This is a genomic window from Microbacterium sp. SSM24, from assembly GCF_025989145.1.
Lineage (GTDB): Bacteria > Actinomycetota > Actinomycetes > Actinomycetales > Microbacteriaceae > Microbacterium.
In genome coordinates this window covers 344,472-366,801 of sequence record NZ_JAPDNQ010000002.1, presented here as the reverse complement: position 1 = coordinate 366,801, position 22,330 = coordinate 344,472, and the positions used below count along the sequence as shown (strand labels likewise).

The following is a 22,330-nucleotide window of genomic DNA, read 5'->3' as shown; positions in this document are numbered from 1 at the left end:
GTGGTGGCATGCCTGCAGCGCCGAAGGTCTTCGGAATCATCCTCGCCGGCGGCGAGGGCAAGCGATTGATGCCCCTCACGGCCGATCGAGCGAAACCCGCCGTGCCCTTCGGAGGGCAGTACCGGCTGATCGACTTCGCGATCTCGAACCTCATCAACTCCGGGCTGCGTCAGGTCGTGGTGCTGACCCAGTACAAGTCGCACAGCCTCGACCGCCACATCTCCCAGACGTGGCGGATGTCGGCGCTCCTCGACTCGTACGTGGCATCCGTCCCGGCGCAGCAGCGCCTGGGGAAGCGATGGTTCTCGGGCTCGGCCGACGCGATCCTGCAGAGCCTCAACCTGATCAACGACGAGCAGCCCGACATCGTCGTCGTCATCGGCGCCGACCACGTCTACCGCATGGACTTCCGCCAGATGCTGGCTGCGCACATCGAGTCCGGTGCGCGGGCGACGGTTGCCGGCATCCGTCAGCCCATCGGGCTGGCCAACCAGTTCGGCGTCATCGACGTCGACAAGAGCGACCCCACGCGCATCAAGGAGTTCCTCGAGAAGCCCCAGAACCCCACGGGACTCGCGGACTCGCCCGGTGAGGTGCTGGCCTCGATGGGCAACTACATCTTCAACACGGACGCGCTCATCGAAGCCGTCGAGTCCGACGGCGAGCTGCCGACGTCCAACCACGACATGGGCGGCGACATCGTCCCGTACTTCGTCGGTCGGGGCGAGGCGGGCGTGTACGACATGAACCGCAACGACGTGCCCGGCTCGACCGATCGCGATCGCTACTACTGGCGCGACGTGGGGACGATCGAGTCCTTCTTCGACGCACACCGCGATCTCATCTCGACGCTCCCGATCTTCAACCTCTACAACACCGACTGGCCGATCCACTCGCAGGCCGTGAACTCGCCGCCGGCGAAGTTCGTGCGCGACTCGGTCGGCCGCATCGGCAACGCCATCGACTCGATCGTGTCGCTCGGCTCTGTGCTCTCGGGGACGCACCTCGAGCGCAGCGTGGTGGGTCCCTGGACCCTCGCCGGCGGCGGCTCGACGATCACGGACTCCGTGCTGTTCGATCACGTGCAGGTCGGCGCGGGAGCCCGCATCCACCGGGCGATCCTCGACAAGAACGTGATCCTCGCCGAGGGTGCGACGGTCGGAGTCGACCGTGACAAGGACCTGGCGCGGGGCTTCACCGTGACCGACACCGGCATCACCGTGGTGGGCAAGGGCGTCCGCGTCGCACGGTGACCGCGGGTTGGGATGCCGGCATCCTCCGCCGCTAGCGTGGGAGGATGCCTCTCCCCCGCGCGCGCTTCCTCGTCGTGCTCGACGCCGACTCGACTCTCATCCGCAACGAGGTCATCGAACTGATCGCCGATGAGGCGGGGCGCGGGCCCGAGGTCGCCGCGGCGACCGAAGCGGCCATGAGGGGCGAAGTCGACTTCGCCACGAGTCTGCGCGCGCGGGTGAAGGAGCTGGCCGGGGTGCCTGTCGCGGCGTTCTCGCGCGTGCTCAGCCGGGTCGAGCCCACGCCGGGCGTGCACGGCCTCATCTCCGCGGTTCACGAGCGCGGCGGCCGCGTGGGTGTGGTGTCAGGGGGCTTCCACGAGATCCTCGACACCGTGGCCCCCCGCCTCGGTGTGGATGTCTGGCGCGCCAACCGGCTCGCGACGGCGGGCGGCGCCCTCAGTGGTGTCGTGGACGGACGGGTCGTGGATGCGGCGGGAAAGGCGTCCGCGCTCCGGGAATGGGCGGCGGAGGCCGGCGTGCCGCTCTCGCGCACGATCGCGATCGGCGACGGCGCGAACGATCTGCACATGATGGCCGTCGCGGGACTGGGGGTGGCGTTCAACGCCAAGCCCGCCGTGCGCGCGCAGGCAGACGTCGTCGTCGGGCCGGTGGATCTCGCCGAGGTCGTGGCCCTGCTCCCCTGACCGCGCGAATGTCGGATGCCGCGGCTAGCGTCGGGGCATGGACATCATCCTCGTTCCCGGTCTCTGGCTCGACGCCTCCTCGTGGGAAGACGTGACTCCCGCCCTCGAGCAGGCGGGTCACACGGCGCGCCCGCTCACGCTTCCAGGGGTGGGTGAGCCGGCGCACGAGTCCGCCGACATCGGCATCCAGCACTGGGTCGATGCCGTCGTGGCCGAGATCGACGCGGCCGGCGCTCCCGTCGTGCTGGTCGGCCACAGCGGCGGTGGCAACGTCGTCTGGGCGGCGGCCGAGGCGAGGGCGGATGCCGTCACCCGCGTGATCTTCGTCGACACCGTCCCGCCGCCGAACGGACACGGCATCTCCGAGTTCGACCTCGTCGACGGCGTCGTTCCCTTCCCGGGCTGGGACTTCTTCGAGGAGCCCGAGGTCGCCGATCTCGATGCCGCGGTGCGCGAGAAGTGGGCGGCTCGCACGCACAGCGTGCCTGCGAAGGTGCCGACCGATCCCATCGCACTCGAGGGATCACGGCGTCACGGCGTCCCGGTCACGCTCCTCATGGGCGGCATGGACGACGCCGAGTTCCGCGCCGCCGTCTCGCAGTGGGGTCCCTTCGGCGACGAGTTCTCGGCGATCGAATCCGCCGAGGTGATCCGTCTCGGGTCAGGGCACTGGCCGCAGTTCTCGCAGCCCGACGGAGTGGCTCGGGCGATCCTCGACGCCGTGGACCGCTAGGCGCGGTGCAGCGCGGTCAGTGGCCCATGCCCAGACCGCCGTCGACGGGAATCACGGCGCCGGAGATGTAGGCGGCGTCGTCGGACGCGATCCACGCGACGACACCAGCCACCTCATCGGCGGTCGCGAATCTGCCGGCGGGGATGTTCTTCTTGTACTCGGCCTGTGTTCCGTCGTCAAGAGCAGCCGTCATGTCGGTCTCGATGAAGCCCGGCGCCACGACGTTCGCCGTGATCCCCCGGGCGCCGAGCTCACGGGTCAGCGAGCGGGCGAAGCCGACGAGCGCGCTCTTCGACGCGGCGTAGTTGATCTGCCCGGCCGACCCGTACAGGCCGACGACGCTCGAGATGAGCACGACGCGTCCCCACTTCGCGCGCAGCATCCCCTTGGAGGCTCGCTTGACGACGCGGAACGCTCCGCCGAGGTTGGTCGCGACCACGCTGTCGAAGTCCTCCTCGGTCATGCGCAGCAGCAGCGTGTCCTTGGTCACTCCGGCGTTCGCGACGACGATCCCGATCGGACCGAGGGTGTTCTCGACCTCGGTGAATGCGGCGTCGACGGCGGCGGCATCCGTCACGTCCGCGCGCACGGTGAGCGTGCCCTCCGGGCCCTCACCGGAGCGCGCGGTCACGGCGACCTTGTACCCCTGGGCGACGAAGCGCTCGGCGATGGCACGGCCGATGCCGCGGTTTCCGCCGGTGACGAGGACGACGCGATCGCTGGACATGGTGGTGCTCCCAAGGTGTGTGACGGAATCGCCCCAGCCTAGCGGCGCGGCGTTTGACACTCCGCGACGTGCGCTGGGACGCTGGGAGCGACATTCGAAGAGAGGTCCTCCCGTGAGCGACAACATCCCCGACCCCGCCGCACCCCAGCCGGCCGCCTACCCGCCGCCTCCCGGCGCGTACCCGCCCCCCGCGCAGAGCGGTCCGCCCGCCGCTCCCCCGGCATACGGCGCCCCCCCGGCGTACGGGGCGGCGCCGCAGTACGCGGCCGCACCCCAGTACGCCGCAGCGCCTCAGTACGGCGCACCCGCCCATGGCTACGGCGCCCCGGCCAAGACGAACACGCTCGCGATCGTGTCGCTCATCGCGTCGATCTCGGCCTTCGTCATCCTCCCGTTCATCGGCTCGATCGTCGGCGTGATCACCGGGCACATGTCGCTCAACCAGCTCAAGACGAACGGCGAGGAGGGCCGCGGTCTCGCCCTCGCCGGCACGATCATCGGCTGGGTCGGTCTCGCCCTCACGATCCTCGGCACCATCGCGTTCTTCGCGTTCATCGCCTACTTCGCGACGCTCTCGCCCTCGTCGTTCTCCTGACCGGGCGCACGCGCGAACGCAGCCCCTCCGGCAGCCCGAACCGGGCGACCGGAGGGGCTGCGCGGCGTAGGCTGGAGGGACAGTGAAGAGTTCGAGCCGGGCCCAGTCCGCCACGTCGCTGCCCCGAGCGCCACGTGACGACGTCGACGCGCGCTCGACCCGCTATCTGGTGCTCATGGGCATCCGCATCGCGTGCTTCGTCCTCATGGTCCTGATCACTCCCTACGGCTGGTACACGTGGGTTCTCGGCGCCGCGGCGATCTTCCTTCCCTACATCGCCGTCGTTCTCGCGAACGTCGGTGAAGAGGCGCGACGCAACCGCCGGGAGGACCCGGAGCGCGCGTTGCCCGCCGCGCCGGCGGCACGCCCCGCCGAGGGCGGCGTGATCCGTCTCGAGGAGACGCGAGCCGTCGAAGACGGGCGCGGCGACAGCAGACGACTCGACGGCGATCAGACGCCGGATGACCGCGACGCGGACGGACCCGCATGACCGCCGATGCGGCGATGTGCTCGCGGGCCGGCTGCCGCGCCGACGCGCTGTGGCGCATCGATTGGCGCAACCCCAAGATCCACGCGGCCGACCGCACCAAGACGTGGGTCGCCTGCGACCAGCACCGCGACTACCTCCGCGAGTTCCTCGCCGCCCGGAACTTCCCGGTGACCGTGGCCGCGCTCGACGCCGCGCCGACGGAGTCCGCGCGATGAGCCGTCGCGAAGTCAGCATGCAGAACCTGCCGAAGGCGGGGCGCTGGGCGATCTACATCGCCCTCGCCGTCGCCTTCGCCATCGCCTGCGCATTTCTGTCCCACTGGCAGTTCTCGCGGAACGAGGAGCGCTCGGCCCAGCTCGCGCTGGTCGAGGCCAACTACGACGCCGAACCGGTGCCCCTCGACGAGCTGATCCCGGCCGGAGGCGAGTTCTCCGCCGGCGACCAGTGGCGTCCCGTCGCGCTCGTCGGCGAGTACCTGGCGGACGAGCAGCTCCTCGCGCGCAATCGGCCTCACGGCGGAACGGCGGCGTACGAGGTGCTCGTGCCGTTCCGGCTCGACGACGGCCGAGTGCTGGTCATCGACCGCGGCTGGGTTCCCCCGGGTGACGACCAGCCGGCACCCGAGGTCGTGCCCGAGCCTCCCGATGGCCGGGTGACCGTCATCGCGCGGCTCAAACCCGGCGAGCCGCTCCCCGCGTCGGGCAGGTCCGCCCCCGAAGGCCAGGTGCCGACGATCAATCTGCCGTTCATCGCCGAATCGAGCTCGGCCGGGACGGCCAGGGCCATCGAACTCGGCGCATATGGCGTCATGGTGTCGGAGGACCCCGCGCCCGCGACCGCGCCGCAACCGCTCGAGGACCCTTCAGCCGATCCCGGGCCGCACCTGTCCTACGCGATCCAGTGGATTCTCTTCGCGATCATGGGCTTCGTCTTCATCACGTACGTCATCCGCACCGAACGGCGCCACCGGCGAGAGGATGCGGAGGACGCCGAGGACGCGCAGGACGAAGCCGGGCCCGCGAGGACGCGCGCGGCATCCGCTCGTCGTGACCGGGACGCCGAGGACGAGGACGCCCTGCTCGACGCAACCGGTCGCTGAGCCGCTGCTACTCAACCACCGGGAGATCTCGTCACGCGAGCGTGACGAGATCCGCGTAGTCGCGGCCCCAGATGTCTTCGACGCCGTCGGGCAGGATGAGCACGCGCTCGGGGTTGAGCGCCTCCACCGCGCCCTCGTCGTGCGACACGAGCACGACCGCGCCCTCGTAGTGCGAGAGGGCCCCCAGGATCTCTTCGCGCGAGGCGGGATCGAGGTTGTTCGTCGGCTCATCGAGCAGCAGCATGTTCGCGCTCGAGACCACGAGCGTCGCGAGCGAGAGTCGCGTCTTCTCGCCTCCGGAGAGCACCCCCGCCGGCTTGAGCACGTCGTCGCCGGTGAAGAGGAACGAGCCGAGCACCTTGCGCGCATCGGTCGCCGTGATGTCGGGGGCTGCCGACATCATGTTCTCGAGCACCGAGCGGTTCACGTCGAGGTTCTCGTGCTCCTGCGCGTAGTACCCGATCTTCAGTCCGTGGCCGGGCTCGAGCCTTCCGGTGTCGGGCTGGTCCACACCGGCCAGGATCCGCAGCAGCGTGGTCTTGCCCGCGCCGTTGAAACCGAGGATCACGACCTTCGATCCCCGGTCGATCGCGAGGTCGACGTCCGTGAAGATCTCCAGCGACCCGTACGACTTCGACAGACCAGAGGCCATGAGCGGCGTCTTGCCGCAGGGTGACGGCTTGGGGAACCGCAGCTTCGCCACGCGCTCCTCCTGGCGCACGTCGTCGAGGCCGGACAACATCTTCTCGGCGCGCGCGACCATCTGGTGCGCGGCGGCGGCCTTGGAGGCCTTCGCACCGAAGCGGGCAGCCTGCATCTGCAGCTGGGTGGCCTTCTTCTCGACGTTGACGCGCTCCTTCTTGCGGCGCTCCTCGTCGGCCACCCGCTGACGCAGGTAGTTCTTCCAGTTCATGTTGTAGGTGTCGATGACCTGGCGGTTCGCGTCGAGGTAGAACACGCGGTTGACCGTCTCACCGACGAGCTCGACGTCGTGACTGATCACGATGAGGCCGCCGCGATAGTTCTTGAGGAATTCGCGCAGCCACACCACGCTGTCGGCGTCGAGGTGGTTGGTGGGCTCATCGAGGATCATCGAGTCGGCGTTCGAGAAGAGGATGCGGGCGAGCTCGATGCGCCGGCGCTGACCGCCCGAGAGCGTGCTCAACGGCTGGTCGAGCAGACGGTCGGGCAGCGACAGATTGTGCGAGATCGTCGCAGCCTCCGCCTCGGCGGTGTACCCGCCGAGCGCCTCGAAACGCTCCGTGAGGTGCGCGTAGCGCTTCATCGCCTTGTTGGCGACCTTCTCGTCGTCGTCACCCATCGCCAGAGCCGCGTCATGCATCTCGATCGCCAGAGTCCCGAGACCGCGCGCGTCGAGGATGCGCGTGCGCGCCAGCATCGACGGGTCGCCCGAGCGGGGGTCCTGCGGAAGGTAGCCCAGTTCGCCGGTGCGCTCGACCTTGCCGTCGGCGGGGATGAGGTCGCCGGCGAGAACCTTGGTCAGCGTCGTCTTGCCGGCACCGTTGCGGCCCACGAGTCCGATCTTGTCGCCCGCGGAAACGCGGAACGACACGTCGGACATGAGGACGCGGGCGCCCACGCGGATCTCGAGGTCGTGCACGGCGAGCACAGCGAAACGTCCGTTCCTTCGGTGGATGGGTGAGGTGGCCGAACGGCCAGCCTCCCAGTATAGGTCGCCTCGGGGGTGCGCGAGTCGAGCCCTCCGCGACGAACGGGGGCCCCGGCCGGGCGGCCGGGGCCCTCGCGGGTGTCAGGTGATCAGCCCTGAGCGGTCGCGGTGGCGGCAGCGAGCTGCTTCACCATCTCCGGCAGCAGCCACGGCAGCGTCAGCGCCGTCGGCGAGACGGCGGCGACGTTCTCTTCGCCGACGATCGGCGCGACTGCGCCGGCAGCGACCGCAGGGATCAGCTGGCCGCGGTCGGACGCCAGGAACGCATCGAGGTCCTCCTGCGTCTCGGCCTGGGTGAAAAGCACGTCGGCGATGACCTGATCGAGGTTCTCGCTGCTGACGGTCGTGTAGAACGTGGACTCGCCGTTGTCGAGTTCGGTCACGGCGGGGGCGCTCACGAAGCCGAGGTCCTCGAGGATCTCGACGCGCGGGTCCGCGGGCAGGTAGAGGTAGAACGTGTCCACGTCATCGTCCGCGTAGGCGATCGTGGTTCCCTCGAAGTCCGGGTTCTCGGCTGCGGCGTCCGCGATCTGCTGATCGAGCTCGTCGAGGATCCCCTCCGCTTCCGTCTCGAGCCCGAGCGCGCGGCCGGTGTCGCTGATGACGTCGCGCCACGGCGTGGACCAGAGCGCCTCCTCGGGCGCGACGACCGGGATACCCGCGGCCGTCACGGCGTCGTACTCCTCCTGCGTGAGGCCGGAGTACGAGGCGACCAGCACATCGGGGTCGGCGGCGAGGAGCTCCTCGACCGACAGCTCGAAGGCCGAGTTGTCCAGCAGGATGGGGTCGTCGGCGCCCAGATCTGCGAGGGCGTCCTCGACCCACGGGGTGATGCGGTTGTCCCCGCCGCCGTACTCGGACGACGGGATCGCGACCGGAACGACGCCGAGTGCCAGCACCGCGTCGGTGGCACCCCATCCCCACGTCGCGACACGCTCGGGCGCTTCTTCGATGACCGTCTCGCCGTACATGTGCTCGAAGGTGACGGGGAAGGCGTCCGCAGACCCGGCAGGCGCAGACGCGGAGGAGCCGGGCTCCGCGGAGCCTGCGCAGCCGGAGAGCACGAGGCCGCCGGCGACGGTGAGAGCCGCCAGGGTGGCCAGACGTGAGGTTCGGAGGGTCATGCTGTTTCCTTTCGGTGGAGTCACACCTCGTCCGCGGCAGCGTGCGCGCCGCCGGGGATCGGGATGACGAGGGGCGTGGCGGTCAGCGGGTCAGGGATCACGAGGGCGTCGAGGTCGAACGCCTGCGAGACCACTTCACGGGTGAGAACGTCGGTGGGGGCGCCGTGGGCGACCACGCGGCCACCGCTCATCACGACGAGCTCATCGGCATAGCGTGCCGCGAGGTTGAGCTCGTGGAGCACCACGACGATGGTCGTGCCGTCGCTGCGGTTGAGGTCGCGCAGCAGATCGAGGACCTCGATCTGATGGCTGAGGTCGAGGAACGTGGTCGGCTCGTCCAGGAGAAGCACGCGAGGCTCCTGGGCGAGCGCCATCGCGATCCAGACGCGCTGACGCTGCCCGCCCGAGAGGTCGCCGATCGGGCGGTCGGCCAGCGCGGCGACGCCGGTGCGCGCCATCGCGTCATCCACGCGCGCGGTGTCTGCGGCGCTCCATCGCTGGAACACCCCGCGGTGCGGGTGCCGTCCGCGCGAGACGAGCTCGGCGACCGTCAGCCCGTCGGGCGAGGTCGGATGCTGCGGCAGCAGTCCCACGCTCTGCGCGAAGCGGCGGCGCGACAGCGTGGACACATCGGCGCCGTCGAGCTCCACTGCTCCCGCCAGCGGTGCGTTGACGCGAGCGAGGACGCTCAGCAGCGTGGACTTGCCGCACGCGTTGGCGCCGATGATCATCGTGATGCGACCGGGAGCGATGTCGAGGTCGAGTCCCTCGATGACGGTGCGCCCGGGGTAGCCGGCTGAGAGAGCGCGGGCGCTCAGCCGCGGCGCGGAGGCGGGAGTCACAGGTTCCGTCCTTTCGACGTGGCCAGGAGCCACAGCAGGAAGACCGCGCCGATCGCACCGGTCACGACGCCCACGGGCACCGACATTCCGGGAATGGCGAACTGTGCCACGAGGTCTGCCGCCGTGAGGAGCGCCGCACCGACGGCCGCGCTGGTCCCGATGCCGATGGCGCCGTGGCCGAGGAGGGGGCGGGCGATGGCCGGTGCGCACAGCGCGATGAAGGAGATCGGCCCGACGAACGCGCACGTGACGGCCGTGAGGAGCACCGCGGTGAACACCGTCACGGTGCGCACCGTCGCGCTGCGCACGCCGAGAGATGCAGCGGTGGCGGCGCCCATCTGGGTCAGCGGCAGCCAGCGTGAGCACGCCACGACCGCTGGCGCGGCGAAGACGACCACGACGGCGACGGTGGCGACATTCCACCACGGCGTCGATGCGAGGCTTCCGGTCAGCCAGATGAGCGCTGCCTGGGCGAGCTCGACCTTTGCGCGCACCATGAGGTAGCCGGTGATCGAGATGCACAGGAAGGAGACCCCGACGCCGGCGAGGATCAGTCGATAGCCGCCGTCGGAACGGTGCCGGCCGGCCAGCAGCAGGAATGCCGCGACGACGATACCGCCGATGAACGCCGCGGCCGCCAGGAGCGGCCCCCCGAGCCCGAGCGTCAGCAGCGCGAAGACGGCCGCTGCGCCGGCGCCCCCGCTGATGCCCAGCAGATCGGGGCTGGCCAGCGGGTTGCGCAGGAGGGACTGCAGCAGACCACCCGCGGCGCCGAGAGCAGCGCCGACGAGCACCGCCATCGCCAGTCGGGGCAGTCGCACCTGGAAGACGACGAACGACTGGGGGCGATCACCCCCGCCCCAGAGCGTGATCCAGACGTCCGCCGGCGAGATGGGATAGTCGCCCATCGACAGCGACACGATCGCCAGGATCGCGACGGCCAGCAGCACGCCGCCGACCACGAGGGTGCGGCGCCGTCGCGCACGTGCGCGGATCTCGAGCACCGGCGAGGTCATAGCGTCACCCGCCCAGGTCTGAGGACGATCGCGATGAGCACGGGAGCACCGACGAAGGCGACGACGAGTCCCGCCTGCACCTCGCCCGGGAGCGCGATCACGCGACCGATCACATCGGCCGCCAGCAGCACGATCGCTCCGGCCGGGGCGCCGATCGCGAGGAGCCAGCGGTAGTCACCGCCGACGAGAGCACGCAGGGCGTGCGGCACGAGAAGTCCGACGAACACGATCGGCCCCGCGATCGAGGTGGCGCCGCCGCACAGCAGGACCGTCGCCACGATGCCGAGCGCACGCGTGCGCGCCACGCTGTGGCCGAGCCCGGTGGCGGTGTCGTCTCCGAGCGCCAGGAGGTCCAACCCGCGCGCGGACGTGAACGCGATGATCGCGCCGACGAGGATCGGCACCGCGACGACGGCGACCGTGTCGAGGCCACGCGCCGTCAGGCCGCCGACCTGCCAGTACCGGAAGACGTCGAACGCGGTGATCGACGTCGTGAGGATGAGAGTGCTCACGGCCGTGAGCCCGGCGGTCACAGCCGCACCGGTGAGCGCGAGCTTCGCGGGGCTCGAGCCGTCGGGGCCGCGGGAGCCGATCAGCGCGACGAGGACCGCGGCGACGGCGGCGCCCACGAACGCGAACCAGACGAATCCGGACGGCGACGTGACGCCCAGGATGGTGATCGCGCCGAGAACCGCCACCGCGGCGCCCGCGTTGATGCCGAGAAGACCGGGATCCGCCAGCGGATTGCGCGTGAGACCCTGCATGAGCGTGCCCGCCAAGGCGAGTGCGGCGCCGGCGAGGATGCCGATCACCGTGCGCGGCACCCGCTGGCTCAGGATCACCACGTGGTCGGCCGAGTCGGGGTCGGGGCGGAGGAATGCCTCGATCACCACCCATGGCGGCACCGCGCGCGCTCCGACCATGAGGCTGACGACCACCATCCCGGCGAGCAGGGCGATGGCGAGGATCAGGAAGAGCAGCCCGCGCCGATCGCGAGCAGTGCTCATTCCTGTCGCTCGGACTGCCCGAGGCGCCAGTACCCCATGAACGCGACGCGTTTGCGGTCGACTCCGCACCCCTGGACGAGGTGACGGCGCAGGCCCTTGACCATCGCGGACTCGCCGGCCATCCACGCGTAGAACTCGCCGTCGGAGTCTTCGGGGCTGTCCCACAGGAGATCGACGTCCACGTCGACATCCGCCAGCTCCTGGACCCGCGCAGCGGCGGCGCGCGCGAGGACGTCGCCGGAGCGCGCGCTCCACGCCGACACGGCCTCGGTGAGAGCGGAGCCGTGCTCGCGCGACTCGCGCGGAATCCACGTGACACGGAAGGATGAGGGAAGGTCCAGTGTGAGTCGATCGGCGTCCGTCGGCACCTCGATGAAGGCGTCGACCTCGCAGGAGTCGTCCAGCGACTCGAGGATGCCGCTGATCGCCGGGGCCGCGGTCTCATCTCCCGCGAGCAGCACACGCCTCGCCGTTCCGGGATGCCAGTCGAGACCGAGCCGGTATCCATCGCTGCGCTGGTCGGGGCCGACGATCACGATCTCCTGGCCGACCGACGCGGCCTCTGCCCACGCTCCGGCAGGGCCGGCGTCGTGGTGAACGACGAAATCCACGACGAGGCGACGCGAGGAGGGGTCGACCCGGCGGACCGTATAGGTGCGAAGCGGACTGCGCGTCGCGGCGGGCAGATCACGCCAGATCGCGTACCAGTCCCCCGCGTCGATGATCGCCTCGTCGTGCTGGCCGATGTCGCTGACGGTCCCGTCCGCGAGCGGAAGGATGAGCTTGATGCGCTGGTCGAGGCCGGCGGTGCCGAAGACACCGAAGTCCGCGCCGGTGAACGTCACCCGCACGAAGTGGGGCGACAGCCGGTGGACGTCGGCGACGGTCGCGGCGTACGGGCGGTACGCGGGGCGTGTGGCCAGGGCGCTCGAGGAACTCACATGGTAAGGCTAGCCTTACCTGCCCTGCTGCCCAAATCCCGTCGTCATCCCGACGTCATCACTCCGTCATGCCGCGCGGGCCGGCGACTCATGCGCGTGCCCCATCCGCAGGCCCGGTACGAGCGCCAGGGCGGCGAGACCAGCAGCGATCGCGAACACGGCGGGGAAGGCGGCATCCGATCCCGCGAGTGCCGTGAAGACCAGTCCCATCGCCGCGATCGCCGTCGCCGCACCGACCGAGTCCGAGATCGACAGGGCCGACGAATTGAACCCCTGGTTCTGCGGAGTCGAATACGCGAGCGTCAGCACGGTGAGCCGGGGGTACATCAGTCCCATACCGGCGCCGGCGAGCGACCACCCCGCGATGAGCACCGCCGGGTGCAGCGCGAGCGCTGCCGTGATCGCCGCGATCGCAGTCGCTGCGACCAGCAGGCTCGTCCCGATCACGGTGATGCGGGCGTTGCCCATGCGGTCGCCGAACCGCCCCTGCACATCGGCGGCGGCAGCCCACGCGATCGCCGCGGTCGTGAGGCCCAGCCCCGCCCAGGTGGGCGAGAACCCGTAGTGATCGATGAGCAGGTACGGCACGTAGATCTCCGCGCCGAACAGCGACCCTGCGATGAGTCCCCTCATCAGCACGACACTCGGGAGCCCCCGAACGGCGCGCAGTGTGCCGCGCGGAAGGAGCGGCCTCGACGCGAGGGCGATGACGACGACGGATGCCGCGACCACGACTCCCGCGTACGCACCGAGACTGCCCGCCAGACTCAGCGCGAGCGCACCGCCGGCGACGGCCACGGCGCAGGCGAGGCGCGGTGCGACGCGCCCCGTCGCCGGATCATCGGTGTGCAGCGGAAGCCCGTGCAGCCGGAGCACCACCAGCGCGAACGCCGCCACGGTGAGCACGGCGACGCCGAGGAACACCCAGCGCCAGTGCAGGAACTCGGTGACGGCGCCTGCAAGGAAGGGGCCGATGAGGGAGGGCACGACCCACGCCGCCGAGAACGCCGCGAAGACCCGCCCGTGGAGGTTCGCGGGATACACCCGCGCGACGACCACGTAGAGGGCGACGGTCTGACCGCCGGTGCCGAGCCCCTGCACGAGGCGGCCGACCACCAGCCACTCCATGGTCGGCGCGAGTCCGGCGACCACGAGTCCGATGACGAACAGCACCACGGCGGTCGTGAGCGGCGCGAGCACTCCCCCGCGATCGCACCAGGCGCCCACCGCGACCATTCCGATCACGCTCGTCGCGAGGGTTCCCGCGAAGGCCACTGCGTAGAGGGCGTCACCGTCGAGATCGGCGCTGACGATCGGCATCACCGTCGTGACGGCAAGGGACTGCATCGCCGCGAGGAAGATCAGCGCGACCGCGCCGACCGTGACCCAGACGTACTTCGCCTGCCAGACACCCGCCGGGGAATCGACGGGTGCGGAGCTCATCCGACCAGGCTACCGATCCTGCGGACAGCCTCGGTCAGAACGTCGGGCGAGCAGCCGAAGTTGATGCGGACATGCCCGTTGCCCTCCACCCCGAAGAACGGCCCCTGGAGCACGGCGACTCGGGCCTCGCGCCGGATCTTCTCGGCGGGGTCGTCGCCCCATCCCAGCGACGTCAGATCGACCCACGCGAGGAACCCCGCGTCGGGCACGCGATATCGCGCTCCGGGCACGTGCTCACCGAGAAGCTCTCTGAGGAGCAGGCGGTTCGCGTCGAGCGCGGCGAGCTGGGCATCGAGCCACGCGTCGCTCTCCGGCGAGAAGGCCGCGACCGCCGAGATCGCGCCGAACAGGCCGGTGCGCCACTCGATCTCGTCGGGCAGCTCTCGTACGAGCGCCGACGTGGCATCGTCAGCCGTCACCATGAGCGCGCACTTGAGCCCGGCGAGATTGAACGCCTTGCTCGCGCTGACGACGGCGTAGCCCACGCGCGCGGCGACCGGTGAGGCGTCGAGGAACGGGGTGAAGGTCGCCCCCAGGTTGGTCAGCGGCGCGTGGATCTCGTCGCTGATGACCGTCGCGCCGTATCGCTCGGCCAGGTCGGCGAGGGTGGCGAGGGTCTCCCGAGAGTGCACGGTGCCCGTCGGATTGTGCGGATTGCACAGCAGTACGGCCCGCGCTCCCGCCGCCAGCGCGGCCTCGATCCCCACGAGGTCGAGCTCCCAGCCGGCACCGGTGTCGACGAGCGGCACGCTCTCGACAACCGCACCCGCTTCGGGGACGACGTCGAAGAACGGCGGATACACCGGGGGGTTGATGATGACCCGATCTCCCGGTGCGGTCACACGGCGCAGCAGTTCGACGACGGCCATCATCACATCGCACGTCGTGCGGATGCGGCCAGGGTCGACGGTCCAGCCGAATCGCCGCTCCGCGAAACCGGCGTACGCGTCGGCGACGCCCGGCTCCGGCGGGGTGTATCCGGTGTCCCCGGAGGCGACGGCGCGCGACAGTGCCTCGCGGATCGCGGGCGCCTGGGGGTAGTCCGTCTCGGCGACGAACAGCGGCAGGACGTCGTCCCCGAATTTGCGCCACTTCGTGCTCGACCGCTGACGCAGCTGGTCGAGCGGAAGAGCCTGAAGCGGGGTGATCACGCGCACCCGATGAGAGTAACGAGGACGACGGATGCCGCGCCCCGGCGTGACCTTGTGTGTCAGATCGCGAAGCCGAGCGCCCGCATCATGTCGCGGCCGTCGTCGGTGATCCGCTCGGGGCCCCACGGCGGCATCCAGACCCAGTTGATGCGGAAGCGGTCCACGACCTCGTCGAGCGCCTGCGCGGTCTGCTCCTCGAGCACGTCGGTGAGCGGGCACCCCGCCGACGTCAGCGTCATGTGGATGACCAGGGCGTCGTTCTCGTCGTCCCACCCGAGGTCGTAGATGAGCCCCAGGTCGACGACGTTGATCCCCAGCTCGGGGTCCATGACGTCCTTGAGAGCCTCGGTGACCTCGTCGTACTTCTCGGGTGTGAGCGTTGCGGTCATGTAACGATTCTATGCTTCGCCGGCCACGGGGGCCTCGGCCGGCTCTTCCGCGCCGGCGGGGAGGTAACGGTCGTAGCCCTCATCCTCGAGACGGTCGGCCAGCTCGGGGCCGCCCTCCTCGGCGATGCGGCCGCTGACCATCACGTGGACGTAGTCCGGGCGGATGTAGCGCAGGATGCGCGTGTAGTGCGTGATGAGCAGCACACCCAGGTCGGTCTGCTCCTTCGCGCGGTTCACGCCCTCCGACACGACCTTGAGCGCGTCGACATCGAGACCCGAGTCGGTCTCGTCGAGGATCGCGATCTGCGGGCGGAGCAGCTCGAGCTGAAGGATCTCGTGGCGCTTCTTCTCGCCACCCGAGAAGCCCTCGTTCACGTTGCGCTGCGCGAACTTCGGGTCCATGCGCAGGTTCTTCATCGACGACTTGACGTCTTTGGTCCATGTGCGGATCGCCGGCGCCTCGCCGTCGATCGCGGTCTTGGCGGTGCGCAGGAAGTTCGTCACCGTCACGCCCGGGATCTCCACGGGGTACTGCATGGCGAGGAAGAGACCTGCGCGGGCGCGCTGGTCCACCGACATCTCGAGGACGTCCTCGCCGTCGAGCGTGATGGAGCCGCTCGTCACCGTGTACTTCGGGTGCCCCGCGATCGTGTACGCGAGCGTCGACTTGCCCGAGCCGTTCGGGCCCATGATGGCGTGGGTCTCGCCGGTGCGGATCGTGAGCGTCACACCGTTGAGGATCGGCGTGGTGCCGGCATCCGTTTCGACCGTCACGTGGAGGTCTCGGATCTCGAGGACAGACATCGTTTCAGTACCTTCTTCAGTTCACTTCGAGCGTGACGGCAGGGTCGATGAGCACGTCATCGCCGTCGATGGTGACCGCGAAGACCGGGACCGGCTCGTACGCGGGGAGATTGAGGGGTTTTCCGGTGCGCAGCGAGAACGCCGAGCCGTGCGCCCAGCATTCGAGCGTGTCGCCGTCGACGAAGCCGTCGGCGAGCGAGATGTCGCCGTGCGTGCAGGTGTCGCCGATCGCGTGCACCTCTCCGTTGGAGTCGAGCACCACGGAGATCGCCACGCCGTCGAGCTCGACGCGGTGGGCCTCGTCCTGGACGAGCTCGCTGAGGGCGCACGCGCGCTGGGTGGTCATCGGGCGACCTCCCGAGCGAGCTCGTCCTCGACGGCCGAGTACAGCTCGGTCTCGATCTCGGCGACGCCGATCTTCTGGATGATCTCGGCGAGGAAGCCGAGCACCACGAGGCGGCGCGCTTCGGCCTCCTCGATGCCACGAGCCTGCAGGTAGAACAGCTGCTCGTCGTCGAATCGGCCCGTCGCGCTGGCGTGACCGGCACCTCGGATGTCGCCGGTCTCGATCTCGAGGTTCGGGATCGACTCGGCGCGTGCGCCGTCGGTGAGCACGAGGTTGCGGTTCGCCTCGTACGAGTCGGTGCCGACCGCATCGGGCCCGATGAGCACGTCGCCGATCCACACGCTGCGTGCGCCGGATCCCTGCAGGGCGCCCTTGTAGAGCACGTCGCCGACGGTCTCGGCCCCCTTGTGGTGCAGGTACACCTGGCTCTCGAGGTGCTGCCCGGCATCCGAGTAGCTGAGCCCGTAGAGCTCGCCGCGCGAGCCGGTGCCCGCGAGCTCGACGCTCGGGTTCACGCGCACGACCGCGCCGCCGAAGCTGACGATGACGTGGCGGAGGGTGGCGTCGCGCTCGACGCGCGCCTGGTGGGATGCGGCATGCACGGCGTCGTCGTCCCACTCCTGGACGGAGATCACGGTGAGGTGGGCGCCGTCGCGCACGATGATCTCGAGGTTCTGCGCGTGCTGAGCCGTGCCGGTGTGACGGAACACGATGGTGGCGTGGGAGTTCGCCTCGGCCTCGATGACGACGTGAGCGTGGGCGAGTCCGCCCGTGCCGTGCAGGTTCACCATGATCGGCTCGGCGTACTCTGCGCCGGCCGGGATCCGCAGCAGCGGCGCCTCGGTCTCCTGCTTCCAGGCGATCGCCGCGGGCAGGTCCTCGGGGCGGAACACCTCGCCGCGCGGGGCCTCGCCGTGGGCGAGCCGCTGCTGGACGAGCCCTTCGGGCGCCGCGACCTCGACCTCGATGACGCCGTGGCGTCCGGCCTCGTCGGCGAACAGCGGCTGGAGCCGATCGATCGGCGTGTGCTTCCAGTTCACCTCGCGACCTGTCGGCGCCGCGAAGGCGGCCGGGTCGTACGAGCTGAACCGCTCGGAGCGCGTCTGCACCGGAACGAACGCGCCGGCACCATCGGTGTGGCCCTGGGCACCGGGGACGGTGACAGGGGCCTGGGTCACGGAACTCACTAGCCGACGGATCCTTCCATGCCCATCTCGATGAGCTTGTTCAGTTCGAGCGCGTACTCCATGGGCAGCTCACGAGCGATCGGCTCGATGAAGCCGCGGACGATCATGGCCATCGCCTCGTCCTCCGGCATGCCACGGCTCATCAGGTAGAAGAGCTGCTCCTCGCTGACCTTGGAGACGGTGGCCTCATGGCCGAGCTGCACATCGTCGACGCGGATGTCGATGGCGGGGTACGTGTCGGAGCGCGAGATCGTGTCGACCAGCAGCGCGTCGCAGCGCACCGTGTTCGCCGAGTGGTGCGCGTTGGCATCCACTCGGACCTCGCCGCGGTAGCCGGCTCGGCCTCCGCCGCGGGCGATCGACTTCGAGACGATCGAGGACTGCGTGTACGGCGCCATGTGGATCATCTTCGCGCCGGCGTCCTGGTGCTGGCCGGGACCGGCGAAGGCCACCGAGAGCGTCTCTCCCTTGGCGTGCTCGCCCACCAGGAAGATGGACGGGTACTTCATCGTCACCTTCGAGCCGATGTTGCCGTCGATCCACTCCATCGTCGCGCCCTCGTGGGCGACGGCGCGCTTGGTGACGAGGTTGTAGACGTTGTTCGACCAGTTCTGGATCGTCGTGTAGCGAACGCGCGCGTTCTTCTTCACGATGATCTCGACCACGGCGGAGTGGAGGGAGTCGCTCTTGTAGATCGGAGCGGTGCAGCCCTCGATGTAGTGCACGTACGAGCCCTCGTCGGCGATGATGAGCGTGCGCTCGAACTGGCCCATGTTCTCGGTGTTGATGCGGAAGTACGCCTGCAGCGGGATCTCGACGTGCACGCCCGGCGGCACGTAGACGAACGATCCGCCCGACCAGACCGCCGTGTTGAGGGCTGCGAACTTGTTGTCGCCGGCCGGGATGACCGTGCCGAAATACTCCTCGAAGAACTCCGGGTGCTCACGCAGAGCCGTGTCGGTGTCCATGAAGATGACGCCCTGGGCCTCGAGCTGCTCGTTGATCTGGTGGTAGACCACCTCGGACTCGTACTGCGCGGCCACACCGGCGACGAGACGCTGACGCTCGGCCTCGGGGATGCCCAGGCGCTCGTAGGTGTTGCGGATGTCTTCGGGGAGCTCCTCCCAGGAGCCCGCCTGCTTCTCGGTCGAGCGCACGAAGTACTTGATGTTGTCGAAGTCGATCTCGCTGAGATCCGCACCCCAGGTCGGCATCGGCTTGCGGCCGAACAGCTGGTAGCCCTTGAGCCGGGTCTTGAGCATCCATTCCGGCTCGCTCTTGAGGGACGAGATGCCGCGGACGACGTTCTCGTTGATGCCGCGCTGCGCGACGGCGCCGGCGGCATCGGTGTCGTGCCAGCCGAACTCGTAGACACCGAGGCCTTCGAGTTCCGGGCGGTCGATCAGCACATCAGACATCGTCACGTTCTCCTCCGGGCCCTGGCGGTGTCATCCGCCCCGGCATTCCAGCTCCTCCGGTGGAGTTACCGGAGGGGGATGCCGCTCGTGGGCCCTCTCATTCGGCGCTGACCATCGCGCCTAGACTGTCAGTGTCGCAGCGCCCGAACCTCACGGCTCCCTGCGCGCGACCGACCCCTCGATTCTACAGGTACCGGCCCGGCTCCGGACGCTCCGCGTCCTGCCCGCCCCGCGGCCGGACTTTCCCCAGGAGGCTACGAGCAGCATGTCCGCCGAGCAGACGACGACGGCCCGCCCGGGCGTGTGGCGCCGATTCTGGAACTGGCTGCCCGACCGGATCGATCGCCGCATCAGGATCTTCGCGTGGCTCTCGTTCCTCACCGAGGTGACGATCATCGGAACCGGTGGCGCCGTGCGCCTCACCGGCTCCGGCCTCGGCTGCCCGACGTGGCCGCTGTGCACGGCCGAGTCGCTCGTCCCCGTGCCCGGCGTCGATGAAGGCATCCATCAGATCATCGAGTTCGGCAACCGGCTCATGACGGGCGTCGTCGGCATCGTCGCAGCCATCGTCGTCGTGCTGGTGCTGAAGCTGCGCCACGAGCGCCGCGACCTCTACGCGCTCGCGGTCGTCGTGCTCGGCGGGGTCGCCGCGCAGGCGATCGTCGGCGGCATCACGGTGCTCACCGGACTCAACCCGTTCATCGTCGGCTTCCACTACGTCGCATCGCTCGCGCTGGTGTGCGTCACGGCGGCCTTCCTGGTGCGGATGTCGCAGCCCGGTGGCGCCCGAACGCTCGCCGTCCCTCGTTGGCAGGCGGTCCTCACTCACCTCACGACCCTGGTCATGGCGCTCACAATCGCATTCGGCGTGCTCACGACGGGTGCCGGACCGCATTCCGGCGACGCCGATGCCGGCCGCAACGGCTTCAACGCGGAGCTCCTCGAGCATGTGCACGCGTGGCCGGGATACGCGCTGTTCGCGCTGACGATCGTGCTCGTCGTGGCCGCGTGGCGCTCGCGTGCGGCCGCGCCGAAGCTCCTGCGCTGGACGCTCGTGCTGCTGGCCGTCGAACTGGTCCAGATCGCGGTCGGCCTCTACCAGGCGCGCAACGGGCTCCCCGAGCTCGCCGTCGGCGTGCACATGGTGCTCGCGGCGCTGGCCGCCGCGACGATGACCGTCGTCGTCCTTCACCTCAAGCGGCCCGTCCGGGATTCATAGCGGGTTCATCGGAAACACCGAGCACCTGTTCGGGCCGGCACGGAAAGCTGGCGGATGCCGCGGCCGAACGTGTCGCGCATCGAGGAGTGAAACACCATGCCTACCCGTCCCCGCCTGGTCCGCAGCATCCCCTTCTGGGCACTCGTGGCCGCCTCCGTGGCGACCGCCCTCAGCGGTGCGGCCCTCCTGGTCGACAAGCTCGGCGTCATGACCACGACCCTCACCGACGGCACCGCGACCGGCGTCGAGGTCTATGTCGGCCAGTCCGTCGCCGTGCTCGGCGCGATCCTGCTCGGCGTCGGCATCGTCGGCGTCCTGATCTCGCTCGCCGTGGCTGCCGCTGCGAGCCTGCGTCCCGTCCCGCCCGTCGAGATCGTCGAGCCCATCGACTGGGAGACCGAGAGCATCGCCGAGGCGGATGCTCCGGCCGACGCCGACGCATCGGCGCAGGCCGTCGAGGCCGACGCCGCGGAACTCAGCACCACGCGCTGACCTCCCACTGCCCATGGGGCGCGTCCGACCGGCTGACCGGCGGGCGCGCCCCTTCGGCGTCTCCGGGCCGATACTGAGGGCGTGGACCCTGTCGAATCGATCACCTGGATCGTCCTTTTCGTCCTGACCACGGTCACGGTCACCGGGCTCGTCGGCCGCATCGGCTGGTCGGCTCCGGTCGCCCTCGTCGCGGTCGGCGGCATCGTCTCGTTCGTGCCCGGTGTGCCCGAGGTGACGGTCGATCCCGACCTCATCCTCTACGGCATCCTCCCGCCGCTGCTGTTCGCCGCGGCGATCCGCACGTCCGTCATCGACGTCCGCGCCCGCCGCGACAGCATCCTGCTGCTCTCCGTCGGTCTGGTCGCCTTCACCGTCGTGGCGGTCGGCTTCGCCACCTACCTCCTCGTTCCGGCGCTCACTCTGGCCGCCGCGTTCGCGTTCGCCGCCGTGGTCGCGCCGACCGACGCGATCGCCGTCACCGCGATCGCGGGTCGCCTCGGACTCCCCCGGCGGGTCGTGACGATCCTCGAGGGGGAGAGCCTGCTCAACGACGCCACGGCGCTCGTGGCGCTCAACGCGTCGATCGCTGCGATCGTGAGCGTGGTCACGCCGGCGGACATCGCGATCGACTTCGCGATCGCCGTCGTGGCCGGCGTCGCGATCGGGCTCGGCGTGGGATGGCTCGTCTCGCTCGTACGAGCGCAGCTGCACTCCCCCGTGCTCGACACGAGCCTCATCCTCATCACGCCGTTCGCCGCGTTCCTCCTCGCCGAGGTGGTGCACGCGTCCGGCGTGCTCGCGGTCGTGATCGCCGGCCTCTACCTCGGCTTCCGGGCGCCGACAGTGGCTTCCGCGGAGGCCAGGGTGGCCGAGCGGGTCAACTGGAAGACGATCCAGTTCCTCCTCGAGAACGCCGTCTTCCTCTTCATCGGACTGAATCTGCGGGGAATCCTCGAGGGGGCGATCGCCACCGGGCCGGGTGTCTGGCCGACGGTGCTGATCTGCGCCGGCATCCTCCTCGCTCTGGTCGTCTCGCGCTTCGCGTGGGTCATGGCCACGACACTCCTCTACCGGAAGGGGCCGCGCCGACTGCGCGAGCGCAGCTGGGCCTGGGGAAACGGCGTCGCGGTTGCGTCGGCCGGCGTGCGAGGGGTCGTCACTCTCGCCGCCGTGTTCCTCCTCCCCCCGGAGACGCCGGAACGGGAGTACCTGCAGTTCCTCGCGTTCGTCGTCGTCGTCGCGAGCCTCGTGGGCGGTCTGGCGCTGCCGTGGATCATCCGGCGCCTCCACCTGCCGCGCCCGAGTCTCAGCCAGGAGCTCACCGAGCGGCGCCTCCTCATGGCCGAGGCGCGGGCAGCCGGCATCCGTCGCCTCGACGACGAGGCCACGCCCGCGGACGAGGCCCGCATCGTGGAACTGCTGCGCACGGATGCCGGGTTCCTCGGCGAGACGCTGGACATCTACGGGCCGGATGCCTCGATCCCGCAGCTCGAGTCGAAGCTCCGGCTGCGCCGGGCCATGCTCGACGCCGAGCGCTCAGCGGTCCTCGACGCCCGTCGGGAGGGCCGCTACCAGGAGCCGGCGATCATGGCCGCGCTGCAGGCGATCGACGCCGAGGAGACCGCACTCAAGGCGCAGTACCCCAAACAGGACTGATCCGCGGCTCGCCACGACCGCC

At 69.9% G+C, this 22,330-nt stretch carries 24 protein-coding genes; 10 read left to right on the top strand and 14 right to left on the bottom strand.

Annotation, left to right across the window (positions count from 1 at the left end):
* Positions 1–8: 8 nt before the first annotated feature.
* The 3 genes from OL358_RS13660 to OL358_RS13650 are packed head-to-tail and all read left to right on the top strand — an operon-like array spanning position 9 to position 2,672.
* Positions 9–1,253, top strand: a complete 1,245-nt coding sequence (locus tag OL358_RS13660; protein ID WP_264710615.1) for a glucose-1-phosphate adenylyltransferase — start codon at positions 9–11, stop codon at positions 1,251–1,253.
* A 44-nt stretch (positions 1,254–1,297) separates the two neighbouring features.
* The gene (gene serB, locus OL358_RS13655) at positions 1,298–1,939 is read left to right on the top strand and encodes a phosphoserine phosphatase SerB (RefSeq protein ID WP_264710614.1); all 642 of its coding nucleotides are present in this window, start codon (positions 1,298–1,300) and stop codon (positions 1,937–1,939) included.
* Positions 1,940–1,976: 37 nt separating this feature from the next.
* A complete protein-coding gene (locus OL358_RS13650; protein WP_264710613.1) occupies positions 1,977–2,672 on the top strand; it encodes an alpha/beta fold hydrolase in 696 nt (231 codons plus the stop codon).
* Between the two features lie 16 nt (positions 2,673–2,688).
* Here OL358_RS13650 and fabG read toward each other — a convergent pair whose 3' ends face one another.
* A complete protein-coding gene (gene fabG / locus OL358_RS13645; RefSeq protein WP_264710612.1) occupies positions 2,689–3,399 on the bottom strand; it encodes a 3-oxoacyl-ACP reductase FabG in 711 nt (236 codons plus the stop codon).
* A 112-nt stretch (positions 3,400–3,511) separates the two neighbouring features.
* On the opposite strand from fabG, the gene OL358_RS13640 reads away from it, so the two are divergent.
* From OL358_RS13640 to OL358_RS13625, 4 genes are all read left to right on the top strand, one after another.
* A complete protein-coding gene (locus OL358_RS13640; RefSeq protein WP_264710611.1) occupies positions 3,512–3,994 on the top strand; it encodes a DUF4190 domain-containing protein in 483 nt (160 codons plus the stop codon).
* An 82-nt stretch (positions 3,995–4,076) separates the two neighbouring features.
* Positions 4,077–4,484: a DUF3099 domain-containing protein gene (locus OL358_RS13635; RefSeq protein WP_264710610.1), complete on the top strand. Its 408-nt coding sequence runs from the start codon at positions 4,077–4,079 to the stop codon at positions 4,482–4,484.
* Positions 4,481–4,699, top strand: coding sequence for a hypothetical protein (locus tag OL358_RS13630; protein ID WP_264710609.1), 219 nt, complete (start codon positions 4,481–4,483; stop codon positions 4,697–4,699). The genes OL358_RS13635 and OL358_RS13630 overlap by 4 nt, the downstream gene beginning before the upstream one ends.
* Positions 4,696–5,583, top strand: a complete 888-nt coding sequence (locus OL358_RS13625) for an SURF1 family protein (RefSeq protein WP_264710608.1) — start codon at positions 4,696–4,698, stop codon at positions 5,581–5,583. Before OL358_RS13630 ends, OL358_RS13625 begins: the two co-directional genes overlap by 4 nt.
* A 31-nt stretch (positions 5,584–5,614) precedes the next feature.
* On the opposite strand, the gene OL358_RS13620 is transcribed toward OL358_RS13625, so the two are convergent.
* From OL358_RS13620 to sufB, 13 genes are all read right to left on the bottom strand, one after another.
* Positions 5,615–7,213, bottom strand: a complete 1,599-nt coding sequence (locus tag OL358_RS13620; RefSeq protein ID WP_264710607.1) for an ABC-F family ATP-binding cassette domain-containing protein — start codon at positions 7,211–7,213, stop codon at positions 5,615–5,617.
* 149 nt (positions 7,214–7,362) lie between these two features.
* Positions 7,363–8,397 carry an ABC transporter substrate-binding protein gene (locus OL358_RS13615; protein ID WP_264710606.1) on the bottom strand — a complete coding sequence of 345 codons (1,035 nt, stop codon included), beginning with the start codon at positions 8,395–8,397 and terminating at the stop codon, positions 7,363–7,365.
* A gap of 20 nt (positions 8,398–8,417) precedes the next feature.
* On the bottom strand, positions 8,418–9,239 hold the full coding sequence (locus OL358_RS13610) for an ABC transporter ATP-binding protein (RefSeq protein WP_264710605.1): 822 nt from the start codon (positions 9,237–9,239) through the stop codon (positions 8,418–8,420).
* A complete protein-coding gene (locus tag OL358_RS13605; RefSeq protein ID WP_264710604.1) occupies positions 9,236–10,255 on the bottom strand; it encodes a FecCD family ABC transporter permease in 1,020 nt (339 codons plus the stop codon). Before OL358_RS13605 ends, OL358_RS13610 begins: the two co-directional genes overlap by 4 nt.
* Complete coding sequence (locus OL358_RS13600) at positions 10,252–11,262, bottom strand: FecCD family ABC transporter permease (RefSeq protein ID WP_264710603.1); 1,011 nt, start codon at positions 11,260–11,262, stop codon at positions 10,252–10,254. Before OL358_RS13600 ends, OL358_RS13605 begins: the two co-directional genes overlap by 4 nt.
* The gene (locus OL358_RS13595) at positions 11,259–12,203 is read right to left on the bottom strand and encodes a siderophore-interacting protein (RefSeq protein ID WP_264710602.1); all 945 of its coding nucleotides are present in this window, start codon (positions 12,201–12,203) and stop codon (positions 11,259–11,261) included. Before OL358_RS13595 ends, OL358_RS13600 begins: the two co-directional genes overlap by 4 nt.
* Before the next feature lie 66 nt (positions 12,204–12,269).
* Entirely contained in the window at positions 12,270–13,646 is a 1,377-nt protein-coding gene (locus OL358_RS13590) for an MFS transporter (RefSeq protein ID WP_264710601.1), read from the bottom strand.
* On the bottom strand, positions 13,643–14,803 hold the full coding sequence (locus OL358_RS13585) for a MalY/PatB family protein (RefSeq protein ID WP_413631598.1): 1,161 nt from the start codon (positions 14,801–14,803) through the stop codon (positions 13,643–13,645). The genes OL358_RS13590 and OL358_RS13585 overlap by 4 nt, the downstream gene beginning before the upstream one ends.
* 53 nt (positions 14,804–14,856) lie before the next feature.
* The gene (locus tag OL358_RS13580; RefSeq protein WP_127475313.1) at positions 14,857–15,186 is read right to left on the bottom strand and encodes a metal-sulfur cluster assembly factor; all 330 of its coding nucleotides are present in this window, start codon (positions 15,184–15,186) and stop codon (positions 14,857–14,859) included.
* Positions 15,187–15,195: 9 nt separating this feature from the next.
* A complete protein-coding gene (gene sufC, locus OL358_RS13575) occupies positions 15,196–15,990 on the bottom strand; it encodes a Fe-S cluster assembly ATPase SufC (protein ID WP_264710600.1) in 795 nt (264 codons plus the stop codon).
* A 16-nt stretch (positions 15,991–16,006) separates the two neighbouring features.
* Positions 16,007–16,336 (bottom strand): non-heme iron oxygenase ferredoxin subunit, encoded by a 330-nt coding sequence (locus OL358_RS13570; protein WP_264710599.1) that lies wholly within the window; start codon positions 16,334–16,336, stop codon positions 16,007–16,009.
* Complete coding sequence (sufD, locus tag OL358_RS13565) at positions 16,333–17,523, bottom strand: Fe-S cluster assembly protein SufD (RefSeq protein ID WP_413631596.1); 1,191 nt, start codon at positions 17,521–17,523, stop codon at positions 16,333–16,335. Before sufD ends, OL358_RS13570 begins: the two co-directional genes overlap by 4 nt.
* The gene (sufB, locus tag OL358_RS13560; RefSeq protein WP_264710598.1) at positions 17,523–18,941 is read right to left on the bottom strand and encodes a Fe-S cluster assembly protein SufB; all 1,419 of its coding nucleotides are present in this window, start codon (positions 18,939–18,941) and stop codon (positions 17,523–17,525) included. Before sufB ends, sufD begins: the two co-directional genes overlap by 1 nt.
* Before the next feature lie 265 nt (positions 18,942–19,206).
* Between sufB and OL358_RS13555 the strand changes: the two genes are divergently transcribed.
* From OL358_RS13555 to OL358_RS13545, 3 genes are all read left to right on the top strand, one after another.
* A complete protein-coding gene (locus OL358_RS13555; protein WP_264710597.1) occupies positions 19,207–20,160 on the top strand; it encodes a COX15/CtaA family protein in 954 nt (317 codons plus the stop codon).
* A gap of 96 nt (positions 20,161–20,256) precedes the next feature.
* Positions 20,257–20,652 carry a dinucleotide-utilizing enzyme gene (locus OL358_RS13550; protein WP_264710596.1) on the top strand — a complete coding sequence of 132 codons (396 nt, stop codon included), beginning with the start codon at positions 20,257–20,259 and terminating at the stop codon, positions 20,650–20,652.
* 81 nt (positions 20,653–20,733) lie between these two features.
* A complete protein-coding gene (locus tag OL358_RS13545) occupies positions 20,734–22,308 on the top strand; it encodes a Na+/H+ antiporter (protein WP_264710595.1) in 1,575 nt (524 codons plus the stop codon).
* Positions 22,309–22,330 lie beyond the last annotated feature (22 nt).